The organism is Pseudomonas sp. H9, assembly GCF_004353925.1.
Taxonomy (GTDB): domain Bacteria; phylum Pseudomonadota; class Gammaproteobacteria; order Pseudomonadales; family Pseudomonadaceae; genus Aquipseudomonas.
In genome coordinates this window covers 1-26625 of sequence record NZ_SMOK01000013.1, presented here as the reverse complement: position 1 = coordinate 26625, position 26625 = coordinate 1, and the positions used below count along the sequence as shown (strand labels likewise).

The window sequence follows — 26625 nt, the reverse complement described above, 5'->3', positions numbered from 1 at the left end:
GGTTCAGCCCCTGAATTCAAGGGGTGCGCAGAAAGTATAGGCAAGGCGCGGCAACCTGCCGCAGCAGCTTTCGTCGACCAATCGTGTACTGTTTCAAGATTTATCTGGAACAATCTGCCACTTTTTTGAGAACATACTGTCTCCCAGCGTGACCTTATGCGACCAATTGGTCGCAGAACGACGTATTTAGTCTGATTTTCACATCCGCAGCGCATCATGTAGTATGCCGCAGCGCGGACTACAAAACGTCAAATCGATGTCTGCCAAGGCGCCTGTGAAAATACGCAACCGCTCGCCAGCCTGTCTGGCTGGCCGCACCCAGCCGCCCATCGGGCATGTTCTGGTGCCGTGTTTAGAGAAGCGCGTAAGGCTTAAATAGAAGAGCAATAGCTGAGCAGAGTGAGGCAAGCAATGACTGAACACGTTCAAGTCGGTGGCCTTCAGGTCGCCAAAGTCCTGTTCGACTTCGTGAACAACGAAGCCATTCCCGGAACCGGCGTCAACGCCGAGCAATTCTGGGTGGGGGCAGAAAAGATCATCAACGACCTCGCTCCAAAGAACAAAGCACTGCTGGCCAAACGTGACGCACTGCAGGCACAGATCGATGCCTGGCACCAAGCGCGTAAAGGCCAGGCTCACGATGCAGTGGCTTACAAAGCCTTCCTCCAGGAAATTGGTTATCTGCTGCCAGAAGTCGCAGATTTCCAGGCCTCGACCCAGAACGTCGATGACGAAATCGCCCGTATGGCCGGCCCGCAACTGGTCGTACCAGTAATGAATGCGCGCTTCGCCCTGAACGCTTCCAACGCCCGCTGGGGCTCGCTGTACGATGCCCTGTACGGCACCGATGCCATCAGCGAAGCCGGTGGAGCAGAAAAAGGCAAAGGCTACAACAAGGTTCGCGGCGACAAGGTCATCGCCTTCGCTCGCGCCTTCCTCGATGAGTCCGCGCCACTGGCTGCCGGCTCTCACGTTGATTCCACCGCTTACCGCATCGAAGGTGGCAAGCTGGTTGTTGCACTCAAGGGTGGCAGCAACAGCGGCCTGCGCGATGACGCACAGCTGATTGGCTACCACGGCGACGCCGCAGCTCCGACCGCCATTCTGCTCAAGCACAACGGCCTGCATTTCGAAATCCAGATCGACGCCAGCACCCCGGTCGGCCAAACCGACGCTGCCGGGCTCAAGGACGTGCTGATGGAAGCCGCCCTGACCACCATCATGGACTGCGAAGACTCGGTTGCTGCGGTTGATGCCGACGACAAAGTTGTGGTTTACCGCAACTGGCTAGGCCTGATGAAGGGCGACCTGGCAGAAAGCGTCAGCAAAGGCGGCCAGACCTTCACCCGGACCATGAACCCGGACCGCGAATACACCGCGCCGAACGGTGGCACTGTCACCCTGCACGGTCGTTCGCTGCTGTTCGTGCGTAACGTCGGTCACCTGATGACCATCGACGCCATCCTCGACAAAGACGGCAACGAAGTACCTGAAGGCATTCTCGACGGCCTGGTGACCAACCTTGCCGCGATCCACAACCTCAACGGCAATACCAGCCGCAAGAACAGCCGTACCGGTTCTGTGTACATCGTTAAACCGAAGATGCACGGCCCTGAAGAAGCGGCGTTCACCAACGAGTTGTTCGGTCGCATCGAAGACGTGCTGGGCATGAAGCGTAATACGCTGAAGGTTGGCATCATGGACGAGGAGCGCCGCACCACGGTCAACCTCAAGGCCTGTATCCAGGCTGCCAGCGAGCGCGTGGTGTTCATCAACACCGGCTTCCTCGACCGTACCGGCGACGAAATTCACACGTCCATGGAAGCCGGCGCTGTTGTACGCAAAGGCGCGATGAAAACCCAGAAGTGGATCGGCGCCTACGAGAACTCCAACGTCGATATCGGCCTGGCTACCGGCCTGCAAGGCCGCGCCCAAATCGGTAAAGGCATGTGGGCCATGCCGGACCTGATGGCCGACATGCTCGAACAAAAGATCGCTCACCCGCTGGCCGGCGCCAACACCGCCTGGGTACCGTCGCCGACTGCTGCTGCGCTGCATGCGCTGCACTACCACAAAGTCGACGTGTTCGCTCGTCAGGCAGAACTGGCCAAGCGTACACCAGCATCGGTGGATGACATCCTGACCATCCCGTTGGCGGAAAACACCAACTTGTCGGAAGAAGAAATCCGCAACGAACTGGACAACAACGCCCAGGGCATCCTTGGCTACGTTGTACGCTGGATCGACCAGGGCGTCGGTTGCTCGAAAGTGCCAGACATCAACGATGTCGGCCTGATGGAAGACCGCGCCACCCTGCGTATCTCCGCGCAACTGCTGGCCAACTGGCTGCGCCACGGTATCGTCACCGAGGCTCAAGTAGTGGAAAGCCTCAAGCGCATGGCTCCAGTGGTCGACAAGCAAAACGCCAACGACCCGCTGTACCGCCCGCTGGCACCCGACTTCGATAACAACATCGCCTTCCAGGCGGCAATCGAACTGGTGGTTGAAGGCACCAAGCAGCCAAACGGCTACACCGAGCCAGTGCTGCACCGTCGTCGTCGTGAGTTCAAGGCCAAAAACGGTCTGTAACTAACCCATCGCGGGGCAAGCCCGCTCCCACAGAGTTCATTCTGTGGGAGCGGGCTTGCCCCGCGATCTTTTCAAACAATCCCCAACTCTTTACGTACCAAACCCATTAACTTGTCCGTATCGACCGGCTTGAGCAAGAAGTCGACGACACTCAAGTGCATCGCCGCAATGGCATCCGGCACATCGGCATCCCCGGACACGATAATGATCGGCAACGCCGCTTTGTCCGACTCGCGGATTTGCCGAATCAGTTCCAGACCATCCAAGGGTTTCATTCGCAGGTCAGTGATCAACAGACCGATATCACGCTCGTCTTCCAGGCACCTTAGCGCTTGCTCGGCATTCTGCGCGACCAGGCATTTTATGCCCTTGGTCTTCAGGTAGCTGACAAGTGCATCACGCGCGCTCTGGTTGTCATCAACGACCAATACCTTCTGTGGCGCAGCACGCGGCGCTGTAACCGTTGCCAGCGCTTCACGTTCGGCGTCACTCAGTAGGTCGTCTGGGTCGGGCATGGCTGTCTCATCATCAATGACCGGAAAAATGTCCCTCAAATCAAGTTCAGACTGCTTTTGATCGCCTTGCAACCCACCTCTCGTCGGCAATTTGACACAGGTCGTGTTTCTCATCTGCCCCGCCGCACCATTTAGACTTACGTCCAATGGGCACTACGCACCCTGCGACCGACCATGAGCACTGAAAACAACAAGGTCGATGTACACAGCTCGACATAAATACGCGGTAATGCTCATGAGCAAAATGGACGCCTTCACCCAGGCTGGAAAAACTGCAGTGCTGCAGAACATCCAGGGAACCCTGCAGTTTCTGCAACGCTTTCCACCCTTCAATCAGATGGAGAACGCCCACCTGGCGTTTCTCGTCGAACAGTGCCAACTGCGTTTCTATGCTGCCAATGACAGCATCATCAAACCCAGCGACGGCCCGGTCGAGCACTTTTACATCGTCAAGCAGGGTCGTGTAGTTGGTGAACGCCAGCATGTGACCCGCGCAGGTACGGAAACCACCTTCGAAATCACCACTGGCGAATGCTTTCCCCTGGCCGCCCTGCTCGGCGAACGTGCGACCCGCACCGAGCATCTGGCCGGCGAAGACACCTTCTGCCTGCAACTGAACAAAGCGGCGTTCATTCGCCTGTTTGCCCTGTCTGAAGTGTTCCGCGATTTCGCCCTGCGCGGTGTCAGCAGCCTGCTCGACCAGGTCAATCAGCAGGTCCAGCGGCGTGCCGTGGAGACTCTCGGCACCCAATACTCGCTCAATACTCGCCTAGGCGAACTGGCCATGCGTCATCCGGTGGTCTGCGATCAGCACACACCCCTACGCGAAGCCGTGGCCTTGATGCACGAGCAGCAGGTCGGCAGTATCGTCATTGTCGATGCGCAGCGCTTTCCGATTGGTATCTTCACCCTGCGCGACTTGCGCCAGGTGGTGGCCGACGCCAGCGCCGACTTCGTCCAGCCGATCGGCGCCCACATGACCGTCAACCCGTTCTACCTGAGCCCGCAGGCCAGTGCCTTTGATGCGGCCATTGCCATGACCGAACGGCACATTGCCCACGTCTGCCTGGTCGAAGACAAGCGCCTGTGCGGTGTCGTTTCCGAACGTGACTTGTTCTCCCTGCAACGGGTCGACCTGGTGCACCTGGCGCGAACCATTCGCCATGCCACACGAATCGAGCACTTGGTGTCCTTGCGTGGCGAGATCAGTCAGTTGGTCGAGCGCATGCTCGCCCATGGTGCCTCCTCGACGCAGATCACCCAGATCATCACCCTGCTCAACGACCACACCGTGTGCCGGGTGATCGAGCTGGCGATTCAAGAGAAAGGCGACCCAGGCGTACCGTTCAGCTGGCTGTGTTTTGGCAGTGAAGGCCGCCGCGAACAAACCCTGCACACCGATCAAGACAACGGCATTCTGTTTGAAGCCCGCGATGCTGCCCACGCCGCCGAAATCCGCGGACGTCTGCTACCACTCGCCCAGCACATCAACCAGAGCCTGGCGCAATGCGGCTTTACCCTGTGCAAGGGCAATATCATGGCCGGCAACCCTGAGCTGTGTCTGTCGCGCGCCGAATGGGCCCGACGCTTTGCCGCATTCATTCGCGAGGCCACCCCGGAGAACCTGCTGGCGTCGAGCATCTACTTCGACCTGCGCGTGGTCTGGGGCGACGATAAGGCCTGTGAACAGCTGCGCCAGAGCATTCTTGAGCAAGTTGCGGATAACCGCCTGTTCCAACGCATGATGGCCGATAACGCTTTGCGCCAGCGACCACCGGTAGGGCGTTTCCGTGAATTCGTATTGACCCGCCAGGGCAGTGACAAGGCAGCTACCCTGGACCTCAAGGTGCAAGGCCTGACTCCGTTCGTCGACGGCGCCCGCCTGTTGGCCCTGGCCAACGGCATCAGCGCCAACAACACCTTGGAACGCCTGCGTGAACTGGTTACTCGCGAAGTGATCGACCCACTTGATGGCGCCGCCTACGAGGAGGCCTATCACTTCATCCAGCAAACCCGCATGCAGCAACACCAGTTGCAGAGCCGGCAGAATTTGCCGTACTCCAACCGGGTCGATCCCGACAGCCTTAACCACCTCGATCGGCGGATCCTGCGTGAGTCCCTGCGTCAGGCCCAGCGCCTGCAAAGCAGCCTGAGCCTGAGGTACCAGCTGTGAGCCTGTTTGCCTGGCTGCGTCCGCGCCAGATCGATGACCACATCAGCCAGCGCGTCGCCCGGCTTCCATCTGCGGCCACACTCAGTGAAAGCTCACTGCGTGCACAGCGCTGGGTGGTGCTGGACCTGGAAACCAGCGGCCTGAACACTCAACGTGACCACGTGCTGTCGATTGGTGCGGTGGTTATCGAAGACGGCGCCATCGACTTCAGCCAGCAGTTCGAGCGCACATTGCATCAGCGCGACCACAAGCTGACCTCCAGTGTATTGCTCCATGGCCTGGGCCCCAGCGCCATCGCGGCGGGTTGTGATCCGGCCGAGGCGCTGCTCGACCTGATGAACTTCATCGGTGACAGCCCAGTGCTGGCCTTCCATGCCCCCTTCGACCAGCGCATGCTGGCCCGGGCGCTGAAAGACCACCTGGGCTATCGCTTGCAGCACCCGTTCTTCGATGTGGCCGAACTGGCGCCGCTGCTGAACCCGCAGATCACCCTGCGCGAAGCCGGGCTCGATGACTGGACCGCGTGTTTTGGCCTGGAAGCTATCGAACGGCACAACGCCAGTGCCGATGCCATGGTCACCGCCGAGCTGGCCCTGATTCTGTTCAGCCAGGCCCGGCGCCAGCACCTGGACAGCTCGGCTCTGCTCGACCAGCACCTGCAGCGTTCGCGGCGCAGGCGGCAACAAAGCCTTGGCTTCTAGCGACATCCGATGAGCGTCAATTGCGTTTTCCCGGAAGACTCTGTAACAATTGCGAATAATTATCGTTAGTTAACGTATCTTTTTCGGGGAACGCCTTGTCGTCCGCACAAAGCCCACACAGTGAGCTGGTCGGTACGCTCTACCGCGACCATCGCAGTTGGCTACTTGGCTGGCTACGGCGTAATATCGCCTGCGCCGAGCGAGCCGAAGACCTGAGCCAGGACACTTTCGTGCGCCTGCTCGGTCGTGACGACCTGCCCGCACCGCGTGAACCTCGAGCCTTCCTCATGGCCATTGCCAAGGGTCTGTTGTTCGATCATTTTCGCCGCGCGGCGCTGGAGCAGGCCTACCTGGCCGAGCTGATGCTGATCCCCGAAGCCGAACAACCTTCCCCGGAAGAACAACACCTGATTCTCGAAGACCTCAAGGCCATTGACCGCCTGCTAAGCAAGTTGTCGAGCAAAGCCCGTGCGGCGTTTCTCTACAATCGTCTGGACGGCCTGAACCACGCGCAAATAGCCGAACGCCTGGGTGTTTCGGTTTCTCGCGTGCGCCAGTACCTGGCCCAAGGCATGCGCCAGTGCTACATCGCTCTGTACGGCGAGCCGACATGAACACCAAACCGGTCAGTGCTCGCGTCCTCGACGCCGCAATCGCCTGGCAGCTGCGCTTGGATTCAGGCAGCGGCAGCGCGGAAGAGCACGCCGAATTCGCCCACTGGCATGCCGCCAGTGAAGAGCACGCCCGGGCCTGGATGCAACTGGGCATGCTTGACCAACGTTTCAGCGCTGCCGCAGGGCCGGCGCGCCAGGCCTTGTTGCAATCGCGCGCCAGCCTGCGCCAGCGCGTACGCAAAGTCGGCAGTGGCCTGGCCAGTGTGGTACTGGTGGCGGGCTTGCTGAGTTGGGTCAGCACCTATCAGTCGCTGGGCTACTGGCTCGCCGACCAACGCACGGCCACCGGCGAGCAGCGCAGCCTGCGCCTGACCGACGGCACCCTGATCAGCCTCAATACTCATTCGGCAGTGGATATTCGCTTCGGTGAAAAAGAGCGCCTGATCGTATTGCACGAAGGCGAAATCTCTATCGAGACCGGCCACAAGGACGACCGTCCGTTTGTGGTTGCCACCGAAGACGGACGCATGCGTGCGCTCGGCACCCGCTTCCTGGTCAAAGTGGAAGATCAAGGCACGCGCCTGAGCGTCTTACAGTCAGCCGTAGCGGCCAAACCTCAAGACAGTGGCGACGAACAGGTTCTGCGTGAAGGCCAGCAAGTGCTCATGAGCCATGACCGCCTCAGCGAGATTGCTGGCCTGGGCATCGGCGCCGATGCCTGGACTCGCGGCATGCTGGTGGTCGACAACGTGCGCCTGGAAGACCTGATCGATGAACTGGGCCGTTACCGCACTGGCCATCTTGGCGTGGCACCAGAGGTGGCCAACCTGCGAATTACTGGCAGCTTCCCACTGAAAGATACCGACCTGGCCCTGACTTCATTGCTGCCGACGCTGCCAGTACAGATCGAACAGCACACCCCGTGGTGGGTGACGGTTGTGGCCAAACCCGGTACGCCTTGAAGAATTTATCGCGGGGCAAGCCCGCTCCTACCGTGTAGGAGCGGGCTTGCCCCGCGATTTGCTGCGCCTTCAGCGTGCCGTGCAATCAAAATCTAAATTATTTTCACTAAGCCCTAACACTTTTCTCATCTCACTCGGCAAGGAAGCTAGTTAGCACTTATTCGTCGAGGAGTTGCTGCATGTCCCGCGTTGTTAAATCCTTCCTGCGCCCCAGCTTGCTGGCCATGGCCATTGCCCTGTCCGCCCCGGTGGTGAGCAGCTCGCTGATCGCCGCCGAACAATCGGGCCTGCGCAGCTACAACCTGCCCGCTGCCCCGCTGTCGAGCACCCTGAACCAGATCGCCAGCCAGGCCGGCATTGCCCTGAGCCTGGACCCGAGCTTGGCCAACGGTCGCACCTCGGCACCGGTCAACGGCCAGTACAACGGCGTCGGCGCCCTGCAGGCAGCCTTGCGCGGCACTGGTCTGCAACTGGAGCAAAGCAGCGCGGGCACCTACACCCTGGTGGCAACGCCGGAAGGCGCCATGGCCTTGCCGGAAACCAGCATCAATGCCGTTGGCGATTCTGAAAGTGCCTGGGGGCCTGTAGAGGGTTATCTCGCCAAACGTACCGCCGCAGGCACGAAAACAGATACTGCTCTCGTCGAGGCGCCTCGCTCTATTTCCATTGCTACCCGTGAGCAAATGGATGACCGCAGTGTCCACAGCCTTGATGATGCCGTGCGCTATATGCCGGGAATCGTTTCTGCCAGTTATGGCAGTGACACGCGTTACGACTGGATGCGCGTGCGTGGATTTGAACCTACTCAGTTCCTCGACGGCCTTCCGCTACCACGCGGCGTGTATGCCAACCCAAAAGCCGAAACCTGGAACCTGGACCGCCTTGCCTTGCTGCGCGGCCCTGCGTCCTCACTCTACGGCCAGACACCTCCCGGCGGCTTGCTGGACATGGTCAGCCGTCGACCGCAGGCTGAAAGCAGTCACGAGATTCAGCTCCAGTACGGCAGTGATAATCATCGCCAGATCAACTTTGCCAGCACCGGTAAAATCGATGATGAAGGCCAGTTTCTCTACAGCCTGAGCGGTGTACTGCGTGACAGCGGCACTCAGGTCGATCATATCGACGACAAGCGCTACAACATTGCGCCAAGCCTGACCTGGAACATCGACGAAGACACCAAACTGACCTTCCTGTCGCAATTCACCCGCGACGATACGGGCGTAACCAGCCAATTTCGCCCGATCCAGGGCACGAAGATCGACATGCCGTTCGGCGATATCTCGCACCACAAGAACCTGGGCGACCCGAACTACGAGTTCTATGACCGTACTTACTACGCGCTGGGCTATGCCTTCGAGCATCGCATCAATGATGTCTGGCAGTTCCGCCAGAATCTGCGCTATACCAAATCGGACTTGGCTTTCCAGACAATTACCGTCAGCGCCTATTTCCCCGAGTTTGGCCTTGAGGTCGACGATCAAGGAAACACTGGCAGGTCTACCACCAACGTGGATGAAGACATCAGCCAGTTCGCGGTGGATAACAACTTCCAGGCCGACTTCGCCACAGGCGACATTAACCACACCTTACTGATTGGCTTGGATCACCAGCGCATCAACACCAACTATCTGTCGATATTTGGTACTGCGCCAGGCGTTAATGTGAACCACCCGGAGTACGGGCTGCCAATTGTTCGCCCAACTGTACCCGGCCCTTTCGATTTCGATTACAACCAGAAAACTCGCCAAACCGGTCTCTACATCCAGGACCAAATGGCACTCGACAACTGGCGTCTGACCCTGGGTGGGCGTGAAGACTGGGTACATACCGGCACCAAGTTCTATAACAAAGGCGATGCCACCAACACCGAACGCGATAAAAAATTCAGTGGCAACGCTGCAATCAGCTATGTGTTCGACTCGGGCTTTGTGCCATACCTGTCCTATGCCGAATCCTTCCAGCCAACCAGCAACGCCAGTGCTGATCCGGAAGAATCCTTCAAGCCTACTGAAGGCAAGCAATGGGAACTGGGTATCAAGTACCAACCGCCGGGTTCCAACACGCTGTTGAGTGCGGCAATTTATGACCTCACCCAGAAAAACGTGGAAGTAACCAACAACGTCGGCAACATCACCGTCACCAGCCAGACCGGTGAAGTGAAAGTCCGTGGTCTGGAGCTCGAAGCCGTATCCGACGTTACCGAAAACCTGAAAGTGATCGCCGCCTACACCTTGGCCAAATCCGAAGTTCAGGACGGCCAGTACAAAGGCAACCGCCTGCAACTGATGCCGAACCAGCAAGCGTCGGTATGGGCTGACTACACCTGGCACACCGGCGTACTCGACGGCTTCGGTATCGGTGGTGGTGCGCGCTACACCGGCAATACCTATGGTGACCAGGCCAATACCTGGCTGGGCAAGGCTGATGCCTACACCGTGTTTGATGCCGCTGTGCATTACGACCTGGGCCGCCTGGACAACAGCCTCAAAGGCGCATCGCTGGCCGTCAACGCGACCAACGTGTTCAACAAGGATTACATCTCCACCTGCGACAGCTTCTACTGCTATTACGGAGACCTGCGCAGCGTCGTCGCCAGCGCCACCTACAAGTGGTAACGGCCTGATATAAGCTGCGTAACAACCAAGCCGTCCCCCTGTGGACGGCTTTGGTATTTCTGAAAGCTGAGAAATAAAATGTAATGAAAAGCTCAACCATACGCCGCTGGTCCTTCATCCATACCTGGACCAGCCTGATCTGCACCCTGTTCCTGCTGATGCTGGCAGTCACCGGTTTGCCGCTGATCTTTCACCACGAGATCGACCACTTGCTGGGCGATGCTCCGGAGTTGAAAGAGATGCCTGCCGACACGCCGAAGCTGGACCTGCAACAGCTGGTACTCAAAGCCCAAGCCCATCGCCCGGGCGAAGCCATGCAGTACTTCGGCTGGGATGAGGACGACAGCAACGGTGTGATCGCAATCATGGCGGCCACAGCTGGCACCCACCCTGACTTGTCTCACACCTTCATGCTCGATGGCCGCACAGGCGAAGCAGTCGAGATGCCGTCGGCCAACGGCGGCTTCATGATGACCATGCTGCGCCTGCACGTAGACATGTTTGCCGGGTTGCCCGGGAAGCTGCTGCTGGCGTTCATGGGGTTGCTGTTCGTGGTGGCAATCATCTCCGGCGTGGTGCTTTACGCCCCGTTCATGCGCCGCCTGAAGTTCGCCACCGTGCGCAACGAAAAATCGCAGCGGCTGCGCTGGCTCGACCTGCACAACCTGATCGGCATCGTTACCCTGACCTGGGCGTTGGTGGTCGGCGTAACCGGCGTGATCAGCGCCCTGTCAGACCTGGTAATCGCTGCCTGGCGCAATGACAGTTTGAGCGCGTTGGTGGCCCCCTACCGCGATGCTCCGCCATTGACCGAACTGGCGCCCGTCAGCCGCGTCCTGGACATTGCAGGCGAAGCCGCTCCCGGCATGGAACCGGACTTCATCGCGTTTCCCGGCACACGCTTTTCCAGTGAGCACCATTACGCGGTATTCATGAAAGGCGGTACTCACCTCACCTCACACCTGCTCACTCCGGTACTGATCGATGCGCAAACGCTGGCGGTGACTGCTGTGGGTGACCGCCCCTGGTACATGGACGCGATGTTGCTATCGCAACCCCTGCACTTCGGTGACTACGGTGGCCGTCCGATGCAGATCCTCTGGGCCGTACTCGATGTGTTGACCATCATTGTGCTGGGCAGCGGCCTATACCTGTGGTGGAGCAAACATCGGCGCCCTCGGGTGCAGGAGGCCAGCGTATGAGCCATCGCTCGCAATCAACCCGCACGATCTTTGCCTGGCCACTGCTGATCGGCCTGCTAGGGGCAGCCGGGCTGTTTGCCGCGCTGCTCGGCGATGGCGGCTGGGATGTCCTGGCCTGGCTGGGGCTAGGCATTCCCGCGCTGCTGAGCCTGCGCGGGCTCTTTCGGTAGGAGCGGGCTTGCCCCGCGATAGCGGCATAACAGACACACCGCATCGCGGGGCAAGCCCGCTCCCACAGAGGAAGGGACCCTAGTCAGTCAGCTTGGGCAAGCATTCATCCAGGCGCTTGTGCAAGGCACTGGCACTCGGCCAGTTACGCAGCAACCGCGCCCGGTCACGGGCAAAGGCCGGGGCGAAGCTGAGCTGGGTCGCATGTTGGCACATGGCATCCAGGTCAATCAGCGACCATTGGCCCGCCTGCCAGAACAGGTTGTGGCCTTTCATGTCGCCGTGGCTGATGCGCTCATGGATCAACTGCTTCAACAACGCCTGCAAAGCCTGAAGTTGCGCTTCAGGCACCTCGCCGCTGTCGACGTAAGGCGCGAAGCATTCGATCAAGTCCGGGCCGTCGGCGTACTCGGTCACCAGGTAGGCACGGCTGCGTAAGCCCATGACCCGCTGCTCCAACACTGCCAGTGGCCGTGGTGTGGCAATGCCGAGAAACTCCAGGCGATGCCCTTCGATCCACGAGTGCCAAGCCCGGCTTGGGCGCCAGAAGCGCTTGAACCAATGGGCGGTGTTCTTGATGTTGTAGCGTTTGAGCACCAGCGGTCGGCCATCCACCTCGATCCGCGCGACACTGGCCGCGCCACCGGTCTTGTACAGGTGCCCCTGGTCAATCAGGCTATCGGCCTGCTCCAGCACCGGCAGCATGACGGCCAATTCATTCCGGCGAACCGAGCGCAGTCCGCTCAGACCGCGCTCAACACTAAAGAGTGTGCATTCGCGCCCGGCCTTTTCCAGGTAATCCTTCAAGCGCCAGCTGCGCACCTTGTCGATCTGCTTCTGCAACGCCTCCAGTGGCAACGCATGTTCTGCGTTGGCCAGCAGGTAATGCACCAGCAGTTCTTCAATGAACGGCTCCAGGCGCTTGGGCAGTTGCGCGAACAGTACACCGAGGTTTTGCAACACCTGCGGGCGCGACAGAGGCTTGCCCAAGGTCTCGGCTTTGATACCCGCGCCGTCGATCAGGTACAGCTGACCGCCATGACGCAACAGGTTGTCCAGGTGCAGGTCTTCCTGCCACAGACCTTTGGCGTGCATCTGCGCCACCGCCGTCAATGCTTCACCGAGTACCAGGGTTTGCTCGTCTGCCAGCGGCGGCAACGCTTCAACCGCGGCCCAGGCGTCCGCCAGGCTCTGGGCACCTTCGAGGAATTCAAACAGTAACCAGCCGCCCTCACCCTCGCGCAAACCATCTGCCAGCAACAGCGGAGTGGTCAGCCCTTGGGCCGCCAACAGCCGTGCTCCTTCGAGCTCACGCTGAAAATGCCGGGGCGCACTGCTGCCCACCAGCAATTTGGCCAACACCGGCTTGCCGCGCCAGACACCGGCACCGACATAGCGTTGTCCGGGTAGCACCCGCAGCAAGCTGAGGAGTTGCAAATCAGCCGTGCCCGCAGCATCGGCCAGGGTTATGTTCAGGGGCAGGTCCGGGTGACGCCCGGCATCCTTGAGTTCGGACAAACGCATCAGCGAGCCTCTTTCACACGGCGGCGCAGCGACAGGCGCTGCAGCCAGGTATCAACCAGCGAGCTGTCGGTGGGCTGGTCCAGATAGGATGCCAGCATCACACGCACTTCAGCCTCGCTCCAGACCGGTGCACGGCGCAACAACGGCTCAAGGTCTTTGAGGCGGTCGCGCATGCCCAGCAGCAGCGGTCGGGTTTTCTCCAGATCGATCAGTTGCGCCTGCCAGCTATCGCTACGCTCACGCAGAAAGATGTGCTTGGGATAGAAGCAGCCATGCACCTGACCGGCCGAATGCAGGGTGCGGGCCAACAGGCCACAAGCGCGCAGAATGCCTTGGCGCTGGCCAATCTCCAGCGTCGGCCACAGCCCCAGCAGGTTATCGAGATCGCTCCAGTCGTCCAGGGCGCGGGTCAGCAGGATCGCCCGGCGCTCGCCATCAACCTTGCGCTCGCCGTAATAAACCGCCTGCAGCGCGGGGATACCGAGCTTTTTATAGCGGCTGATATTACGAAACTCACGGGCAAAGGTCGGTTCACCGAAGGGCCGATGCAAGGTGCGGGTCAGGTAGTCGCTCTGGCGTTTGAGGTAGTAACCCTTGCCCTCAAGTTCCAGACGATAAACGCTACTCCAGCCGCCACGGCCAGTGTTGGGCTCATCCACCGCATCAAGCTGCAGCGCCCAGAGCTGGTCGAAACCGTTCAGTCCATGGCGTTCAAGCAGTGCGATGTCGGCACTGGCGAGAAAATCAGTCATTCGCGTCCCTCGAAAAACGTCACGACATGCCGAATGCGGCGCTTGTCCGAAGCATTGAGGCGCTCGCGCCCGCGATACTGCAGGTAAAAGCGCAAACGTTGCGTGGCCGACAGGTGATACTTGCCCACTTTATCCAGGCACGCCAAGTCTTTGGTGATCCGGTAGCGCAGCATAAAGCCCCACCAGAAGTCGCCCGTCGGGCAATCGATGAAGAATAGCCGCGCTTGGTCATCCACCAACAGGTTGCGCCACTTCAGGTCGTTATGAGTGAAGTGGTGATCATGCATGACCCGCGTATGCCGGGCCAGCTGACGGCTGATATGGTCGACCCAACCGCGATCGGCCAAGCGTGGGTCTTTGCGATCAGCCAACGCCGAAAGGTCTTCGGTGCGCGGCAGCTCACGGGTAATCATCGCCCCGCGGCCAAAGGCCAGGCCATTACGTTCCAGGCCCCAGGCCACCACGTCGGCGGTCGGGATGTCCCATTTGGCGAACTGTTTGAGGTTCTGCCACTCGGCCTTGATACGCGGGCGTCCCAGATAGCGACGCAAGCCTTTACCAGCACCGGTGTAACGCTTGACGTAGTAGTTAACTCCGTCGCGTTCGACCCGAATCACTTCACTCAAGGGGTCGTGCGTCAGCCGCTCACCCTGCAAGGCGAAGACTGCCTCGATACTGCCAAAATCCGCCGCCAGTGCCTGATAATCAGGCGCCAGTGTCCATCCCGCCATCAGAGCGCATCCCCATATCGTTGTTTACGCTCGTAGAGCTTCTGGGCCTTGCCTTCCAGCCAGCGCAACAGCGCGGCTTCCTCAGCAAGGATCTGACGCAGCGGCTGCTGGAAGTAGCCGCGCAAGAAGCGCAGTTTGTCGCGCCGGGTCAGGCCGATGTCCAGCGCCGAGAAATACAGCGCGGCCAGGTCCTTGTTACGCCAGCGACGCGAAATGCTCGCACGTGTCTGCGCACGGTGCAGGTCGATGACCGACAGTTTGAAGTCATCGGCCGTCACTTCCCGGTCGGTGTGCAACAGAAAGTGACAGATGTAGCAGTCACGATGGTTGACCCCAGCGCGGTGCATCATCCCGGTCATGCGCGCCACTTCAGCGATCAGCGCGCGCTTGAGGCGCGGCGGTGGTGGCTGCTTGACCCAGTCGATGCTGAAATCTTCCAGGCTGATGGTCGGTGCCAGCTCTTCAGTCACGATGAATGAATGCTGCGCCGCCGGATTGCTGCCACGCTCACCGTACGCCACGGCAGTCATAGTCGGCACTCCGACTTCATGCAGGCGCTGAATCGCTTGCCATTCCTGACCGGCGCCGAGCACCGGCAGCTTGGCGGTGAACAGGTTCTTGAAGATTTCACCCCAACCGATGCCACGGTGAATCTTGACGAAGTAGCCACGCCCCTCGACCTCGGTGCGCAGCGTGCGGCGGCCCTCCAGCTCGCGGTACACCTGCCCCTGCAGGCCCTCCACAGCGTCGAAGGCATCGCGCCCGGCCCACAGGCGTTTGAACGGCTCGGCCAATATCAGTTTCATTTACGCTCCGGGGCCAGAATCACATCGGCGGCATGCTCAGGCATGCTGTAGAGGTCGGCGGTGTCGGCGAAAGCCAACCCATTGCGTGCCCAGCTGGCGCGGGCGGCATCGTCTTCGAGCATACGTTGCAGGTACTGGTTGAGCTGCTCCTGTTCAAACGGCTCATCAAGCACCAGGCCGCTGTCGGCCTCGGCAATGTAATGGGCATAGCCACACACTGCCGATACCAGCACCGGCAGCCCGGCAACCAGCGCCTCAAGCAGCACCGTGCCGGTGTTTTCGTTGTAGGCCGGGTGAATCAACAGATCTGCACCGAGCAGGAATCGCGGGATATCACTGCGGCCCTTGAGAAACTGCACCTGATCGTTCAGGCCCAGTGCCGTGCTTTGCAGTTGAAATACTTTGGGGTCATCCTGGCCGATCACCATCAGCCGGGTGCGTTTGCGCAGGGCCGAAGGCAAGGCTGCCAAGGCTTTGAGCGTGCGGTCGACACCCTTGGTCTTGAACCCGGAGCCGATCTGTACCATCAGCAACTGGTCATCCTTGAGGTCAAACTCGCGGCGAAACTCAGCACGGATCTCAGCGGCATTGGCCGGTGCCCGACGGTCGTGGGAAATCCCCGGTGGCAGCAGATGGAAGCGCTCCAGCGGCGTGCCGTAGTGTTTGATGAACAAGGGCTGCTGGACTTCCGAGATCATCAGCACCTCGGTCTTGGCATCCTTGGCAAACACTGCCCTCTCGTACTCGGCGAAGTGCCGGTAACGGCCCCAGCGGCGGTACAACGAGTTGCGCAGGTTCTGCGCTTTGTCTTCGAAGCAGCCGTCGGCGGCATAGTAGACATCCAGCCCCGGCATCTTGTTGAAGCCGATCAGGCGGTCGACCGGGCGCTTGGCCAGGTCTGCTTCCATCCAGGCACTGAGCTTTTCGTTACGGCGATGGTTGAACAGCGCCTTGACCGGCGCCACCAGCACCTCGAAACCTTCCGGCACATCGCCTTCCCAGATCAACGTGTAAACACGGATCTTGTGGCCACGGCGCTGGCACTCCAGGGCAATTCGCATGAAATCGCGTTGCAGCCCGCCGAAGGGGAAATATTTGTACAGCACAAAAGCCAGTTGCATTAACGAACATCCTCAGCCAGCAGCAACGCGCGCAATTGGCTCGCCACACGCTCGGGATTCAGGCGAGTGAAGCACAGTGGCCACTCGCGTTTGAGATCGAACCGGCGCTGATCTTCAGCACTCGGTTTATAGGTACATTTCTTTTGCAAACACGGTGCACAGGCGAAGTCGCTGGCCAAGTGCACCTGCGACTTGCCATAAGCGCCGGTCAGCCCTGGGTTGGTCGGGCCGAACAGCGACAGGGTCGGCACATCCAGCGCTGCCGCCAGATGGCCCAGACCAGTATCCACTGCTACGCAGGCTTTTGCCGCCGCCAGCACGCGGGCGACACCGACCAGGTTCAATTTTGGCAGCACCTGACAGTTGCTCAAGCCCTTGGCAATACGCTCGGCGCGGGCCTGCTCGGCCGCGTTGCCCCATGGCAGGCGCACTTGCAGGCCTTGCTGGCCAAGACGCTCGGCCAACTGGCGCCAGTAAGCCTCAGGCCAGTGCTTGGTGGCCCAGGTCGTGCCATGCAGAAACACCACGAACGGCGCTGCCGGCGGCAACTGCAGGCGGTTAAGGTCGAGGCCGTAGTCACCCAGGCCAGCTGGCAGGTCATACCCCAGGGCCAAAGCGAACAATTGGCGCACCCGCTCAACCGCATGCTGCCCACGCTGCACTGAAAAGCGGCGGTCATAGAAGCGGCTCGACAGCCCTTCACGGGCCGAATACCGGTCGAGCCCGGCCACCGGTGCCTTGACGTAACGGGTCAGCCAGGCCGATTTGACCAGGCCTTGGGCGTCGATCACCAAGTCATATTTGGTTTCGCGCAGGCGCTGCTTGAACTGGCGCCATTCGCCGTTTTTGAAGGTCTGCCAGAGGTTCTTGCGCCAGCGGCGAATCGCTACCGGGATAACCTTGTCGACCGCCGGGTGCCAGCTGGGAATCTCGGCAAAGCCTTCCTCAACCACCCAGTCGAAGCGAATACCTGGAATCGCCCGGGCCGCATCGGTGAGTGCCGGCAGCGCGTGAATCACATCGCCCAGGGAAGAGGTCTTGATCAGCAATACCCGCACTTAGTCGACCTCAGCCAAAACATCGACAAGGCTCGGACCATCGAGGCGCTGCAAGGCAGCCACCACAGCGTCAGGTTCGAGTTGGCGCAGGCAGTTGTAATGGCCAAAACGGCAGGTACGGTCGAAACACGGGCTGCACTCCAACCCTAAGCGCACCACTTCGACCTGATCGGCCAACGGCGGCGTGAAACCCGGCGAGGTTGAGCCATAGACCGCCACCAGTGGACGGTTCAACGCAGCGGCGACATGCATCAGGCCGGAGTCGTTGGACACCACTGCATCGCTGCACGACAGCAGATCGATAGCTTCGGCCAACGAGGTTTCACCGCTGAGGTTATAAGATTCTTCACGCAGCCCTGGAATCAACCGCTCACGAATCGACTCACCCACCGCGTGGTCATTCTTCGAGCCAAACAGCCATACCTGCCAGCCTTCGCGAATCTTGACCTCGGCCACCTTGGCGTAATGCTCCGAAGGCCAGCGTTTGGCCTCGCCGAATTCGGCGCCCGGACACAACGCCAACACCGGGCGATCCAGGCTCAGGCCGAACTTGGCCAAGGCGGCATCGCGGCTGGCAGCCTCGATTTGCAGGCTCGGGCGCGGGTAAGGCTTAGGCAGCTCGGTGCCTACCGGGTAGGCCAAGGCCATGAAGCGCTCGATCATCAGCGGGTAGCGCGCCTTGTCCAGCTTGCGCACATCGTTGAGCAGGCCGAACCGCAGCTCGCCGCGCCAACCGGTACGCTTGGGAATGCCGGCAAAGAACGGCACCAACGCCGACTTCAGCGAATTGGGCAGCAGAATCGCCTGGTCATACTGACCCGCCAGGGACTTGCCGATACGCCGCCGGGTCGCCAGTTCCAGCGCGCCGTGGCCGAGCGGAAAGCTCAAGGCCTGGCGCACTTCAGGCATGCGCTCGAGGATCGGCCGGCTCCACTCGGGGGCCAGCACGTCGATCACACACGCCGGATGTTGCTGCTTCAGGCAATGGAACAGGGTTTGCGCCATTACCATGTCGCCCACCCAGCTGGGGCCAATGATCAAAATTCTCATGCTTTATCCAGAAACGATCAGGGAGGCTGCAGCCTGTCCGCGAACAGCCTGGCCTCCCTTCTTTATATTCAGGCTATATAGCGACCAGTGTACGCCACTCGGGCTGTAGTGTGGTCGTGGCAGGCTTCCTGCCGCCTGATTCGCCTGGTTCAACCGCTCAGGTCAGTCCCATCTCAGCCCAGATGCGCCGCACTTCACGACGCTCCTGAACAAACTGCGAGGCATCGATCACCCCGGCCTGCTTCTGCAGGGCCTGGCGGTGTGCAGCCGAGCGGAACGCCTTGTACACCTCACGCAACAGCACAGCATCGCTGGCGGGCATCAGCCCGGCTTGTTCAAGCTCTTCAAGGATGCGGATGTTGTCGGTCCAGCGCAGCAGTTCCGGATGGTCGTGAGACCAGGCCAAAGCGGCGTATTGCACCATAAATTCGATATCGACGATACCACCGGCATCCTGCTTGATATCAAAGGGCACGCCAGGCTCAAAAGCGTTGGCGCCGGTACCCGCAGCGCTGACCTTGGTCCCGAGGTTATCGCGCATCTTGGCGCGCATCTCGCTGACTTCGGCCTGCAACTTGGGCAAGTCCCGAGCCTGGCCGAGAATCCGCGCACGCACGGCCTCAAATGCCGCGCCCACCTGCGGGCAACCCACCAGCACGCGGGCGCGCACCAGCGCCTGATGCTCCCAGGTCCAGGCCTCGTTCTGCTGATAACGCTCAAAGGCGCCCACAGAACTGACCAACAACCCCGAGGCGCCGGAAGGACGCAAGCGCATGTCCACGTCATACAGCTGCCCGGAGTTGGTCTGGGTAGTCAGCAGGTGAATGATGCGCTGGCCCAGGCGCGTGAAGAACTGGGCGCTATCGATAGGCTTGGCACCGTCGGTCTCCGCCTGCGGGTCGCCATCATGGATGAACACCAAATCAAGGTCTGAACCGTGGCCAAGCTCGATACCACCGACTTTGCCGTAGCCAACAATAATGAAACCCGGGTCGCACAGGCTACCATCACTGCGCTTGGGCTGGCCATGGCGCGTGACTGTCTGGCGCCAGGCCAGCGCCAACACCTGGTTGAGGATGGCTTCAGCCAGCCAGGTCAGGTAATCGCTGACTTTCATCAGCGGCAAGTTACCGGCGATTTCAGAAGCAGCCACCCGCAAGCTGTGAGCCAGTTTGAAATGGCGCAACGCCTCCATCTGCTGTTCCAAGTCGTCTTCGGGAATGCGCGTCAGTCGCTCACGCAACTCGGCGGCCAGCTCCGGCGCCTTCGGCGGGCTGAACAAACGGCCTTCGTTGAGCAGCTCATCGAGCAGCAGCGGAAAGCGGGTGATTTGCTCAGCGATCCATGGGCTGGCAGCGCACAAGGTCAACAAGCGCCGCAGCGCCCCTGGGTTTTCGGTCAGCAGCACCAGATACGCTGAACGCCGAGCCACCGCTTCTACCAACGGCAATACTCGCTCCAGCACCAGATCCGGGTCAGCATGCTCCACCGCCTGCGCCAACAAGCGGGGAATAAATGCATCCAGACGCTCGCGCCCCAAACGCTGCATGGCGCGCAACTGGCCACTGTTACGCAGCCCGGCCAGATGCCTGAGCGCCTTGCCTGGGTCGGCAAAACCGGCGTTCTGCAGCTGACGGCAGGCGGCTTCCTCATCCTGGGCTTCTTCCCACAGCGGCAGCCATTCACCGCCAACGATGACTTCGCCCTCTTCACTCTCATCTTCGTCCGGGTCGGCAATGACCTGACGGAAGTGCCAGTCAATTCGCCCGCGCCAGTGCATCAGTTGGGCATGGAAACTCGCCCAGTCGGCAAAACCGAGCATAAAGGCAATACGCGCACGGTCGAGGTCACTGTCCGGTAGCATTTGAGTCTGGCGATCGGCAATGGCCTGGATCGCATGCTCGGTGTAGCGTAAGAATTCATAGCCTTCGCGCAGTTCAGTGACCACCGCAGGCGGCAGGTACCCCTGCCCTTCAAGGGTCGACAGCACCTTGAGCAAGGGCCGCTGCTGCAGGCTCAGGTCGCGCCCGCCGTGAATCAGCTGGAAAGCCTGGGCAATAAACTCGACTTCCCGAATACCGCCCGCTCCCAGCTTGATGTTGTCGGCCATGCCCTTGCGCCGCACTTCTTGCTGGATCAGCTGCTTCATGGTGCGCAGCGCTTCGATGGCAGAAAAGTCCAGATATCGCCGGTAAACGAACGGTCGCAGCACATTCAGCAACTGAGCTCCGGCCTGCTGGTCGCCGGCCACCACTCGCGCCTTGATCATCGCGTAGCGTTCCCAGTCGCGGCCCTGGTCCTGGTAGTACTGCTCCAGCGCGTTGAAGCTAAGCACCAGCGCCCCCGACGAGCCATAAGGCCGCAGGCGCATATCAACGCGGAACACGAAACCATCGACGGTAATCGGGTCCAGGGCCTTGATCAGGCGCTGGCCCAGGCGGGTAAAGAACTCCTGGTTATCCAGCGAACGTTTGACGCCTTCAGTCTCGCCGCCCTCAGGGAAGGCAAAAATCAGGTCAATGTCCGATGACAGGTTCAGCTCGACCGCACCCAGCTTGCCCATGCCCAGCACCACCATGTGCTGCGCCAGGCCGCTGCGATGGCCGATCGGCGTACCGAACTGCTGGCAGTGACGTGGGTACAGCCAGTGGTAAGCCTGGTCGATACAGGCGTCGGCCAGGTCGGAGAGGTCGCGGCAGGTTTGCACCAGGTCGGCCTGGCGGTTCAGGTCGCGCCAGATGATCCGTACCTGTTGGCGGTTACGTTGGCGGCGCAGGTTACGCGCCAGCGCGTCTTCGCTGTCGGCTGCCTGAGCAGCACCAGCAATCTGCGCGCACAGTTCGCCCGGCGCGAAACTGCGGTCGAGTTCGCCGCTGGCAACCAGTTCAAGCAGCATGGCCGGATCGCGTAATGCCTGTTCAAGGACAAAATCGCTAGCTGCCGTCACTCGGGCGAACTGCGCCCAACGTTCAGCCGTCCAGCTATCAAGGGATAAATCCGGCACCTGGGCAACTGCGGCACGCAGCGATTGCTCGTTGCGACTGACTAACGGTGCAAGGGTGGCGGGCAGATCAACCAGCAAAGGCAGGCTCATGGTCTATCCTTGATCGGCGAGAAAAGATTAGCGGCGACATGTGGGAGCGGGCTTGCCCCGCGATGCGATACGCCTGACGAAATGCAATCGCGGGGCAAGCCCGCTCCCACATGGACTGTCATACAAAAGTTAGAAATAGCTGAAAAACATGATTCTCTGGCAGAAACCATCGCAGCAAACCTTTTCTTAACTTGCTTTTAACCACCGGTATCGTTTTTCCCCACAACCTGAACTGAGGCCATAAGCCAGTTTTCTGTAGTTTTACTACTGCTTCTTCACTTCAAAAGCATGAAATGGCGATTCATTTGTAGTAAAACTACACAACGCCGGTACACTCTCCGGTAATCCAAGAATTTCATGTCGTCTGCCCAAAAGGCCAGTCGCAAACTCAGGCAACCGATTCTGGAAGCCTTTCCGCCCTGGAGCAAGCCATGCAAGACCTCGATCCCGTCGAAACCCAGGAATGGCTGGACGCCCTGGAGTCGGTTCTCGACAAAGAAGGCGAAGACCGCGCTCACTACCTGATGACCCGTATGGGCGAGCTGGCCACCCGTAGTGGCTCCCAGCTGCCATATGCCATCACCACGCCATACCGCAACACCATCCCTGTCACCCACGAAGCACGCATGCCTGGCGACCTGTTCATGGAACGCCGCATTCGCTCGATGGTCCGTTGGAACGCGCTGGCAATGGTTATGCGCACCAACCTGAAAGACTCGGATCTGGGTGGCCACATTTCGAGCTTCGCCTCCAGTGCCACTCTGTATGACATTGGCTTCAACTATTTCTTCCAGGCCCCGACCGAAGAACACGGCGGCGACCTGATCTTCTTCCAGGGCCACGCCTCGCCTGGTGTCTACGCCCGCGCCTTCATGGAAGGCCGCATCAACGAAGACCAGATGAACAACTTCCGTCAGGAAGTCGATGGCAAAGGCCTGTCGTCCTACCCGCACCCATGGCTGATGCCTGACTTCTGGCAGTTCCCGACCGTTTCCATGGGTCTGGGCCCGATCCAGGCGATCTACCAGGCACGCTTCATGAAGTACCTGGAAGCCCGTGGTTTCATCCCGGCTGGCAAGCAGAAAGTCTGGTGCTTCATGGGCGACGGCGAGTGCGACGAGCCAGAATCCCTGGGTGCAATCGCCCTGGCTGGCCGCGAGAAGCTGGACAACCTGATCTTCGTCATCAACTGCAACCTGCAGCGCCTCGACGGCCCGGTTCGCGGCAACGGCAAGATCATCCAGGAACTCGAAGGCGTGTTCCGTGGCGGTGGCTGGAACGTCAACAAAGTGGTCTGGGGCCGTTTCTGGGACCCTTTGTTCGCCAAAGACACCAACGGCGCCCTGCAGCGTCGCATGGACGAAGTCATCGACGGCGAGTACCAGAACTACAAAGCCAAAGACGGCGCGTTCGTCCGTGAGCACTTCTTCAACACCCCAGAACTCAAGGCCATGGTCGAAGACCTGTCCGACGAAGAAATCTGGAAGCTCAACCGTGGCGGCCACGACCCGTACAAGGTCTATGCGGCCTACCACCAGGCGGTCAACCACAAAGACCAGCCAACCGTTATTCTGGCCAAGACCATCAAGGGTTACGGCACCGGTGCTGGCGAAGCCAAGAACACCGCGCACAACACCAAGAAGGTCGACGTCGAGAGCCTGCGTCAGTTCCGTGACCGCTTCGACATCCCGGTCAAAGACGACCAACTGGAAAACCTGCCGTTCTTCAAACCAGAAGAAGGCAGCGCCGAAGCCCGTTACCTGGCCGAACGCCGCACCGCACTGGGTGGTTTCGTTCCACAGCGCCGCGCCAAGAGCTTCAGCGTGCCAACCCCGCCACTGGAAACCCTGAAGGCGATCCTGGACGGCTCGGGCGACCGCGAAATCTCCACCACCATGGCCTTCGTGCGGATCCTCGCGCAACTGGTCAAAGACAAAGAAATCGGCCAGCGCATCGTTCCGATCATCCCGGACGAAGCCCGTACCTTCGGTATGGAAGGCATGTTCCGCCAGCTGGGCATCTACTCGTCCGTCGGCCAGCTCTACGAGCCAGTCGATAAAGACCAGGTGATGTTCTACCGCGAAGACAAGAAAGGTCAGATCCTCGAAGAAGGCATCAACGAAGCCGGCGCCATGTCGTCGTTCATCGCTGCCGGTACTTCGTACAGCTGCCACAACCAGCCGATGCTGCCGTTCTACATCTTCTACTCGATGTTCGGCTTCCAGCGTATCGGCGACCTGGCCTGGGCCGCTGGCGACAGCCGTACCCGTGGCTTCCTGATCGGCGGCACCGCCGGCCGTACCACCCTCAACGGTGAAGGCCTGCAGCACGAAGACGGTCACAGCCACATGATGGCCGGTACCATCCCGAACTGCCGCACCTACGATCCAACCTACGGCTACGAGCTGGCGGTGATCATCCAGGACGGCATGAAGAAGATGACCGAAGAGCAACAGGACGTCTTCTACTACATCACCGTGATGAACGAGTCTTACCAGCAGCCAGCCATGCCGGCCGGTGTCGAGGAAGGCATCATCAAAGGTATGTACCTGCTCGAGGAAGATACCCGCGAAGCGGCACACCACGTTCAGCTGATGGGCTCCGGCACCATCCTGCGTGAAGTGCGTGAAGCGGCGAAGATCCTGCGTGAAGAGTTCAACGTCGGCGCCGACGTCTGGAGCGTCACCAGCTTCAACGAACTGCGTCGCGACGGCCTGGCCGTAGAGCGCAGCAACCGCCTCAAGCCTGGTCAGAAGCCACAGCAGACTTACGTCGAGCAGTGCCTGAACGGTCGCAAAGGTCCGGTCATTGCCTCTACCGACTACATGAAACTGTTCGCCGAGCAGATCCGTCAGTGGGTGCCGAGCAAAGAATTCAAAGTCCTGGGTACCGATGGCTACGGTCGCAGCGACAGCCGCAAGAAGCTGCGTCACTTCTTCGAAGTCGACCGTCACTTCGTGGTGCTGGCTGCCCTGGAAGCCCTGGCTGACCGTGGCGAGATCGAACCTAAGGTTGTGGCCGATGCCATCACCAAGTTCGGCATCGACCCGGACAAGCGCAACCCACTGGACTGCTGAGGAGTATTTTTAAGTGAGCGAACTCATTCGCGTACCTGACATCGGCAGCGGTGAAGGTGAAATCATTGAGCTGTTCGTCAAAGTCGGCGACCGCATCGAGGCTGACCAAAGCCTGCTGACCCTGGAGTCCGACAAGGCCTCCATGGAGATCCCGGCCCCTAAGGCCGGCGTGATCAAAGCGCTGAAGGTCAAGCTGGGCGACCGTCTGAAGGAAGGCGACGAACTGCTGGAACTGGAAGTCGAGGGCGCAGCTGCTGCGCCTGAGGCTCCTGCCGCTGCCGCACCGGCTGCTGCACCGGCGCCTGCTGCTCCAGTTGCCGAGGCCGCTCCGGCCCCGGCTGCTGCACCGGCTGCTGCCGCTGTTCAGGACATTCATGTCCCGGACATCGGCTCGTCGGGCAAAGCCAAGATCATCGAAATGCTGGTCAAAGTCGGCGATACCGTCGAAGCTGACCAGTCGCTGATCACCCTGGAATCGGACAAAGCCTCGATGGAGATCCCGTCTCCAGCCGCTGGCGTGGTCGAAGCCATCGTGGCCAAGCTGGACGACGAAGTCGGCACTGGCGACCTGATCCTCAAGCTGAAAGTCGCTGGCGCTGCGCCTGCAGCAGCTCCAGCACCCGCCGCTGCACCTGCTGCTGCCGCTCCGGCCGCTGCTGCTCCGGCGCCAGCTGCCAAGGCTGAAGCTGCTCCAGCAGCACCGGCTGCCGCGCCTGCCGCTGTCAGCGGTGCCAAAGTTCACGCCGGCCCTGCCGTACGTCAGCTGGCCCGTGAGTTCGGCGTCGAGCTGAGCGCCGTTGCCGCCACTGGCCCGCACGGTCGTATCCTCAAGGAAGACGTGCAGGTTTACGTCAAGGCCATGATGCAGAAGGCCAAGGAAGCTCCAGCCGCCGGTGCAACCGGTGGTGCAGGCATCCCGCCGATTCCGGAAGTCGATTTCAGCCGCTTCGGCGAAGTCGAAGAAGTGCCGATGACCCGTCTGATGCAGATGGGCGCGACCAACCTGCATCGCAGCTGGCTGAACGTACCTCACGTGACCCAGTTCGACTCGGCCGACATCACTGAACTGGAAGCCTTCCGCGTTGCGCAGAAAGCCGTTGCAGAAAAGGCTGGCGTCAAGCTGACCGTACTGCCGCTGCTGCTCAAGGCCTGTGCACACCTGCTCAAGGAACTGCCAGACTTCAACAGCTCGCTGGCCCCTAGCGGCAAAGCGATCATCCGCAAGAAGTACGTCAACGTTGGTTTCGCCGTTGATACCCCGGATGGCCTGCTGGTACCTGTGATCAAAAACGTCGACCAGAAGAGCCTGCTGCAACTGGCTGGCGAAGCGGCGGCCCTGGCTGAAAAAGCCCGGACCAAAAAGCTCTCGGCTGATGACATGCAAGGCGCTTGCTTCACCATCTCCAGCCTCGGTCACATTGGCGGCACCGGCTTCACGCCGATCGTCAACGCGCCGGAAGTGGCGATCCTCGGTGTTTCCAAGGCCACCATCCAGCCAGTCTGGGATGGCAAAGCCTTCCAGCCGAAGCTGATGCTGCCACTGTCGCTGTCCTACGATCACCGCGTGATCAACGGCGCAGCTGCTGCACGCTTCACCAAGCGTCTGGGCGACCTGCTGACCGACATCCGCACCATGCTGCTGTAATGCTGTTCCCTGTCTCCCTCTGCCGGGGGAGACAGGCTCCCTTTTCGAGCTGCCACGCTCGTACCTCAACCCCGCCACTTTGGCGGGGCTTTTTTTTGCCCGCTTTTCACCGACGGAGGGAACTGTCTTGCACCACCTGTGGGAGCGGGCTTGCCCCGCGATTGCGGCGTGTCAGTTGTATCGCAATCGCGGGGCAAGCCCGCTCCCACCGGTTTAAGGTTTGCGCTT

At 60.3% G+C, this 26625-nt stretch carries 19 protein-coding genes; 10 read left to right on the top strand and 9 right to left on the bottom strand.

Annotated elements, in window-relative coordinates:
• Positions 1-411: 411 nt before the first annotated feature.
• Positions 412-2589 (top strand): malate synthase G, encoded by a 2178-nt coding sequence (locus tag E1573_RS12690; protein ID WP_133214142.1) that lies wholly within the window; start codon positions 412-414, stop codon positions 2587-2589.
• Between the two features lie 71 nt (positions 2590-2660).
• On the opposite strand, the gene E1573_RS12685 is transcribed toward E1573_RS12690, so the two are convergent.
• Positions 2661-3104 carry a response regulator gene (locus E1573_RS12685; protein ID WP_133214140.1) on the bottom strand — a complete coding sequence of 148 codons (444 nt, stop codon included), beginning with the start codon at positions 3102-3104 and terminating at the stop codon, positions 2661-2663.
• 235 nt (positions 3105-3339) lie between these two features.
• Here E1573_RS12685 and E1573_RS12680 point away from each other — a divergent pair, with 235 nt between their 5' ends.
• From E1573_RS12680 to E1573_RS26720, 7 genes are all read left to right on the top strand, one after another.
• On the top strand, positions 3340-5277 hold the full coding sequence (locus E1573_RS12680; RefSeq protein WP_133214138.1) for a DUF294 nucleotidyltransferase-like domain-containing protein: 1938 nt from the start codon (positions 3340-3342) through the stop codon (positions 5275-5277).
• A complete protein-coding gene (locus E1573_RS12675) occupies positions 5274-5978 on the top strand; it encodes a PolC-type DNA polymerase III (protein ID WP_133214136.1) in 705 nt (234 codons plus the stop codon). The genes E1573_RS12680 and E1573_RS12675 overlap by 4 nt, the downstream gene beginning before the upstream one ends.
• A 95-nt stretch (positions 5979-6073) precedes the next feature.
• Positions 6074-6592 (top strand): RNA polymerase sigma factor, encoded by a 519-nt coding sequence (locus E1573_RS12670; RefSeq protein ID WP_133214134.1) that lies wholly within the window; start codon positions 6074-6076, stop codon positions 6590-6592.
• Entirely contained in the window at positions 6589-7554 is a 966-nt protein-coding gene (locus E1573_RS12665) for a FecR domain-containing protein (protein WP_133214132.1), read from the top strand. The genes E1573_RS12670 and E1573_RS12665 overlap by 4 nt, the downstream gene beginning before the upstream one ends.
• A 179-nt stretch (positions 7555-7733) precedes the next feature.
• Positions 7734-10169 (top strand): TonB-dependent siderophore receptor, encoded by a 2436-nt coding sequence (locus tag E1573_RS12660; RefSeq protein WP_133214130.1) that lies wholly within the window; start codon positions 7734-7736, stop codon positions 10167-10169.
• Between the two features lie 83 nt (positions 10170-10252).
• The gene (locus E1573_RS12655) at positions 10253-11371 is read left to right on the top strand and encodes a PepSY domain-containing protein (protein ID WP_133214128.1); all 1119 of its coding nucleotides are present in this window, start codon (positions 10253-10255) and stop codon (positions 11369-11371) included.
• The gene (locus tag E1573_RS26720) at positions 11368-11541 is read left to right on the top strand and encodes a hypothetical protein (protein WP_165957325.1); all 174 of its coding nucleotides are present in this window, start codon (positions 11368-11370) and stop codon (positions 11539-11541) included. Before E1573_RS12655 ends, E1573_RS26720 begins: the two co-directional genes overlap by 4 nt.
• Positions 11542-11620: 79 nt before the next feature.
• Here E1573_RS26720 and E1573_RS12650 read toward each other — a convergent pair whose 3' ends face one another.
• The 8 genes from E1573_RS12650 to glnE form a co-directional block, all read right to left on the bottom strand.
• A complete protein-coding gene (locus tag E1573_RS12650) occupies positions 11621-13063 on the bottom strand; it encodes a lipopolysaccharide kinase InaA family protein (protein ID WP_133214126.1) in 1443 nt (480 codons plus the stop codon).
• Positions 13063-13815, bottom strand: a complete 753-nt coding sequence (locus tag E1573_RS12645) for a lipopolysaccharide kinase InaA family protein (RefSeq protein ID WP_133214124.1) — start codon at positions 13813-13815, stop codon at positions 13063-13065. Before E1573_RS12645 ends, E1573_RS12650 begins: the two co-directional genes overlap by 1 nt.
• On the bottom strand, positions 13812-14546 hold the full coding sequence (locus E1573_RS12640; protein ID WP_133214122.1) for a lipopolysaccharide kinase InaA family protein: 735 nt from the start codon (positions 14544-14546) through the stop codon (positions 13812-13814). Before E1573_RS12640 ends, E1573_RS12645 begins: the two co-directional genes overlap by 4 nt.
• The gene (gene rfaP / locus E1573_RS12635) at positions 14546-15352 is read right to left on the bottom strand and encodes a lipopolysaccharide core heptose(I) kinase RfaP (protein WP_133214120.1); all 807 of its coding nucleotides are present in this window, start codon (positions 15350-15352) and stop codon (positions 14546-14548) included. Before rfaP ends, E1573_RS12640 begins: the two co-directional genes overlap by 1 nt.
• Positions 15349-16473 (bottom strand): glycosyltransferase family 4 protein, encoded by a 1125-nt coding sequence (locus E1573_RS12630; RefSeq protein ID WP_133214118.1) that lies wholly within the window; start codon positions 16471-16473, stop codon positions 15349-15351. The genes rfaP and E1573_RS12630 overlap by 4 nt, the downstream gene beginning before the upstream one ends.
• Positions 16473-17531: a lipopolysaccharide heptosyltransferase I gene (waaC, locus tag E1573_RS12625; RefSeq protein WP_133214116.1), complete on the bottom strand. Its 1059-nt coding sequence runs from the start codon at positions 17529-17531 to the stop codon at positions 16473-16475. The genes E1573_RS12630 and waaC overlap by 1 nt, the downstream gene beginning before the upstream one ends.
• A complete protein-coding gene (gene waaF / locus E1573_RS12620) occupies positions 17532-18581 on the bottom strand; it encodes a lipopolysaccharide heptosyltransferase II (protein WP_133214114.1) in 1050 nt (349 codons plus the stop codon). It abuts the gene before it with no gap.
• Positions 18582-18738: 157 nt separating this feature from the next.
• Entirely contained in the window at positions 18739-21675 is a 2937-nt protein-coding gene (gene glnE / locus E1573_RS12615; RefSeq protein WP_133214112.1) for a bifunctional [glutamate--ammonia ligase]-adenylyl-L-tyrosine phosphorylase/[glutamate--ammonia-ligase] adenylyltransferase, read from the bottom strand.
• 431 nt (positions 21676-22106) lie between these two features.
• On the opposite strand from glnE, the gene aceE reads away from it, so the two are divergent.
• A complete protein-coding gene (gene aceE, locus E1573_RS12610; protein WP_133214110.1) occupies positions 22107-24752 on the top strand; it encodes a pyruvate dehydrogenase (acetyl-transferring), homodimeric type in 2646 nt (881 codons plus the stop codon).
• A 13-nt stretch (positions 24753-24765) separates the two neighbouring features.
• On the top strand, positions 24766-26397 hold the full coding sequence (gene aceF / locus E1573_RS12605) for a dihydrolipoyllysine-residue acetyltransferase (protein ID WP_133214108.1): 1632 nt from the start codon (positions 24766-24768) through the stop codon (positions 26395-26397).
• Positions 26398-26625 lie beyond the last annotated feature (228 nt).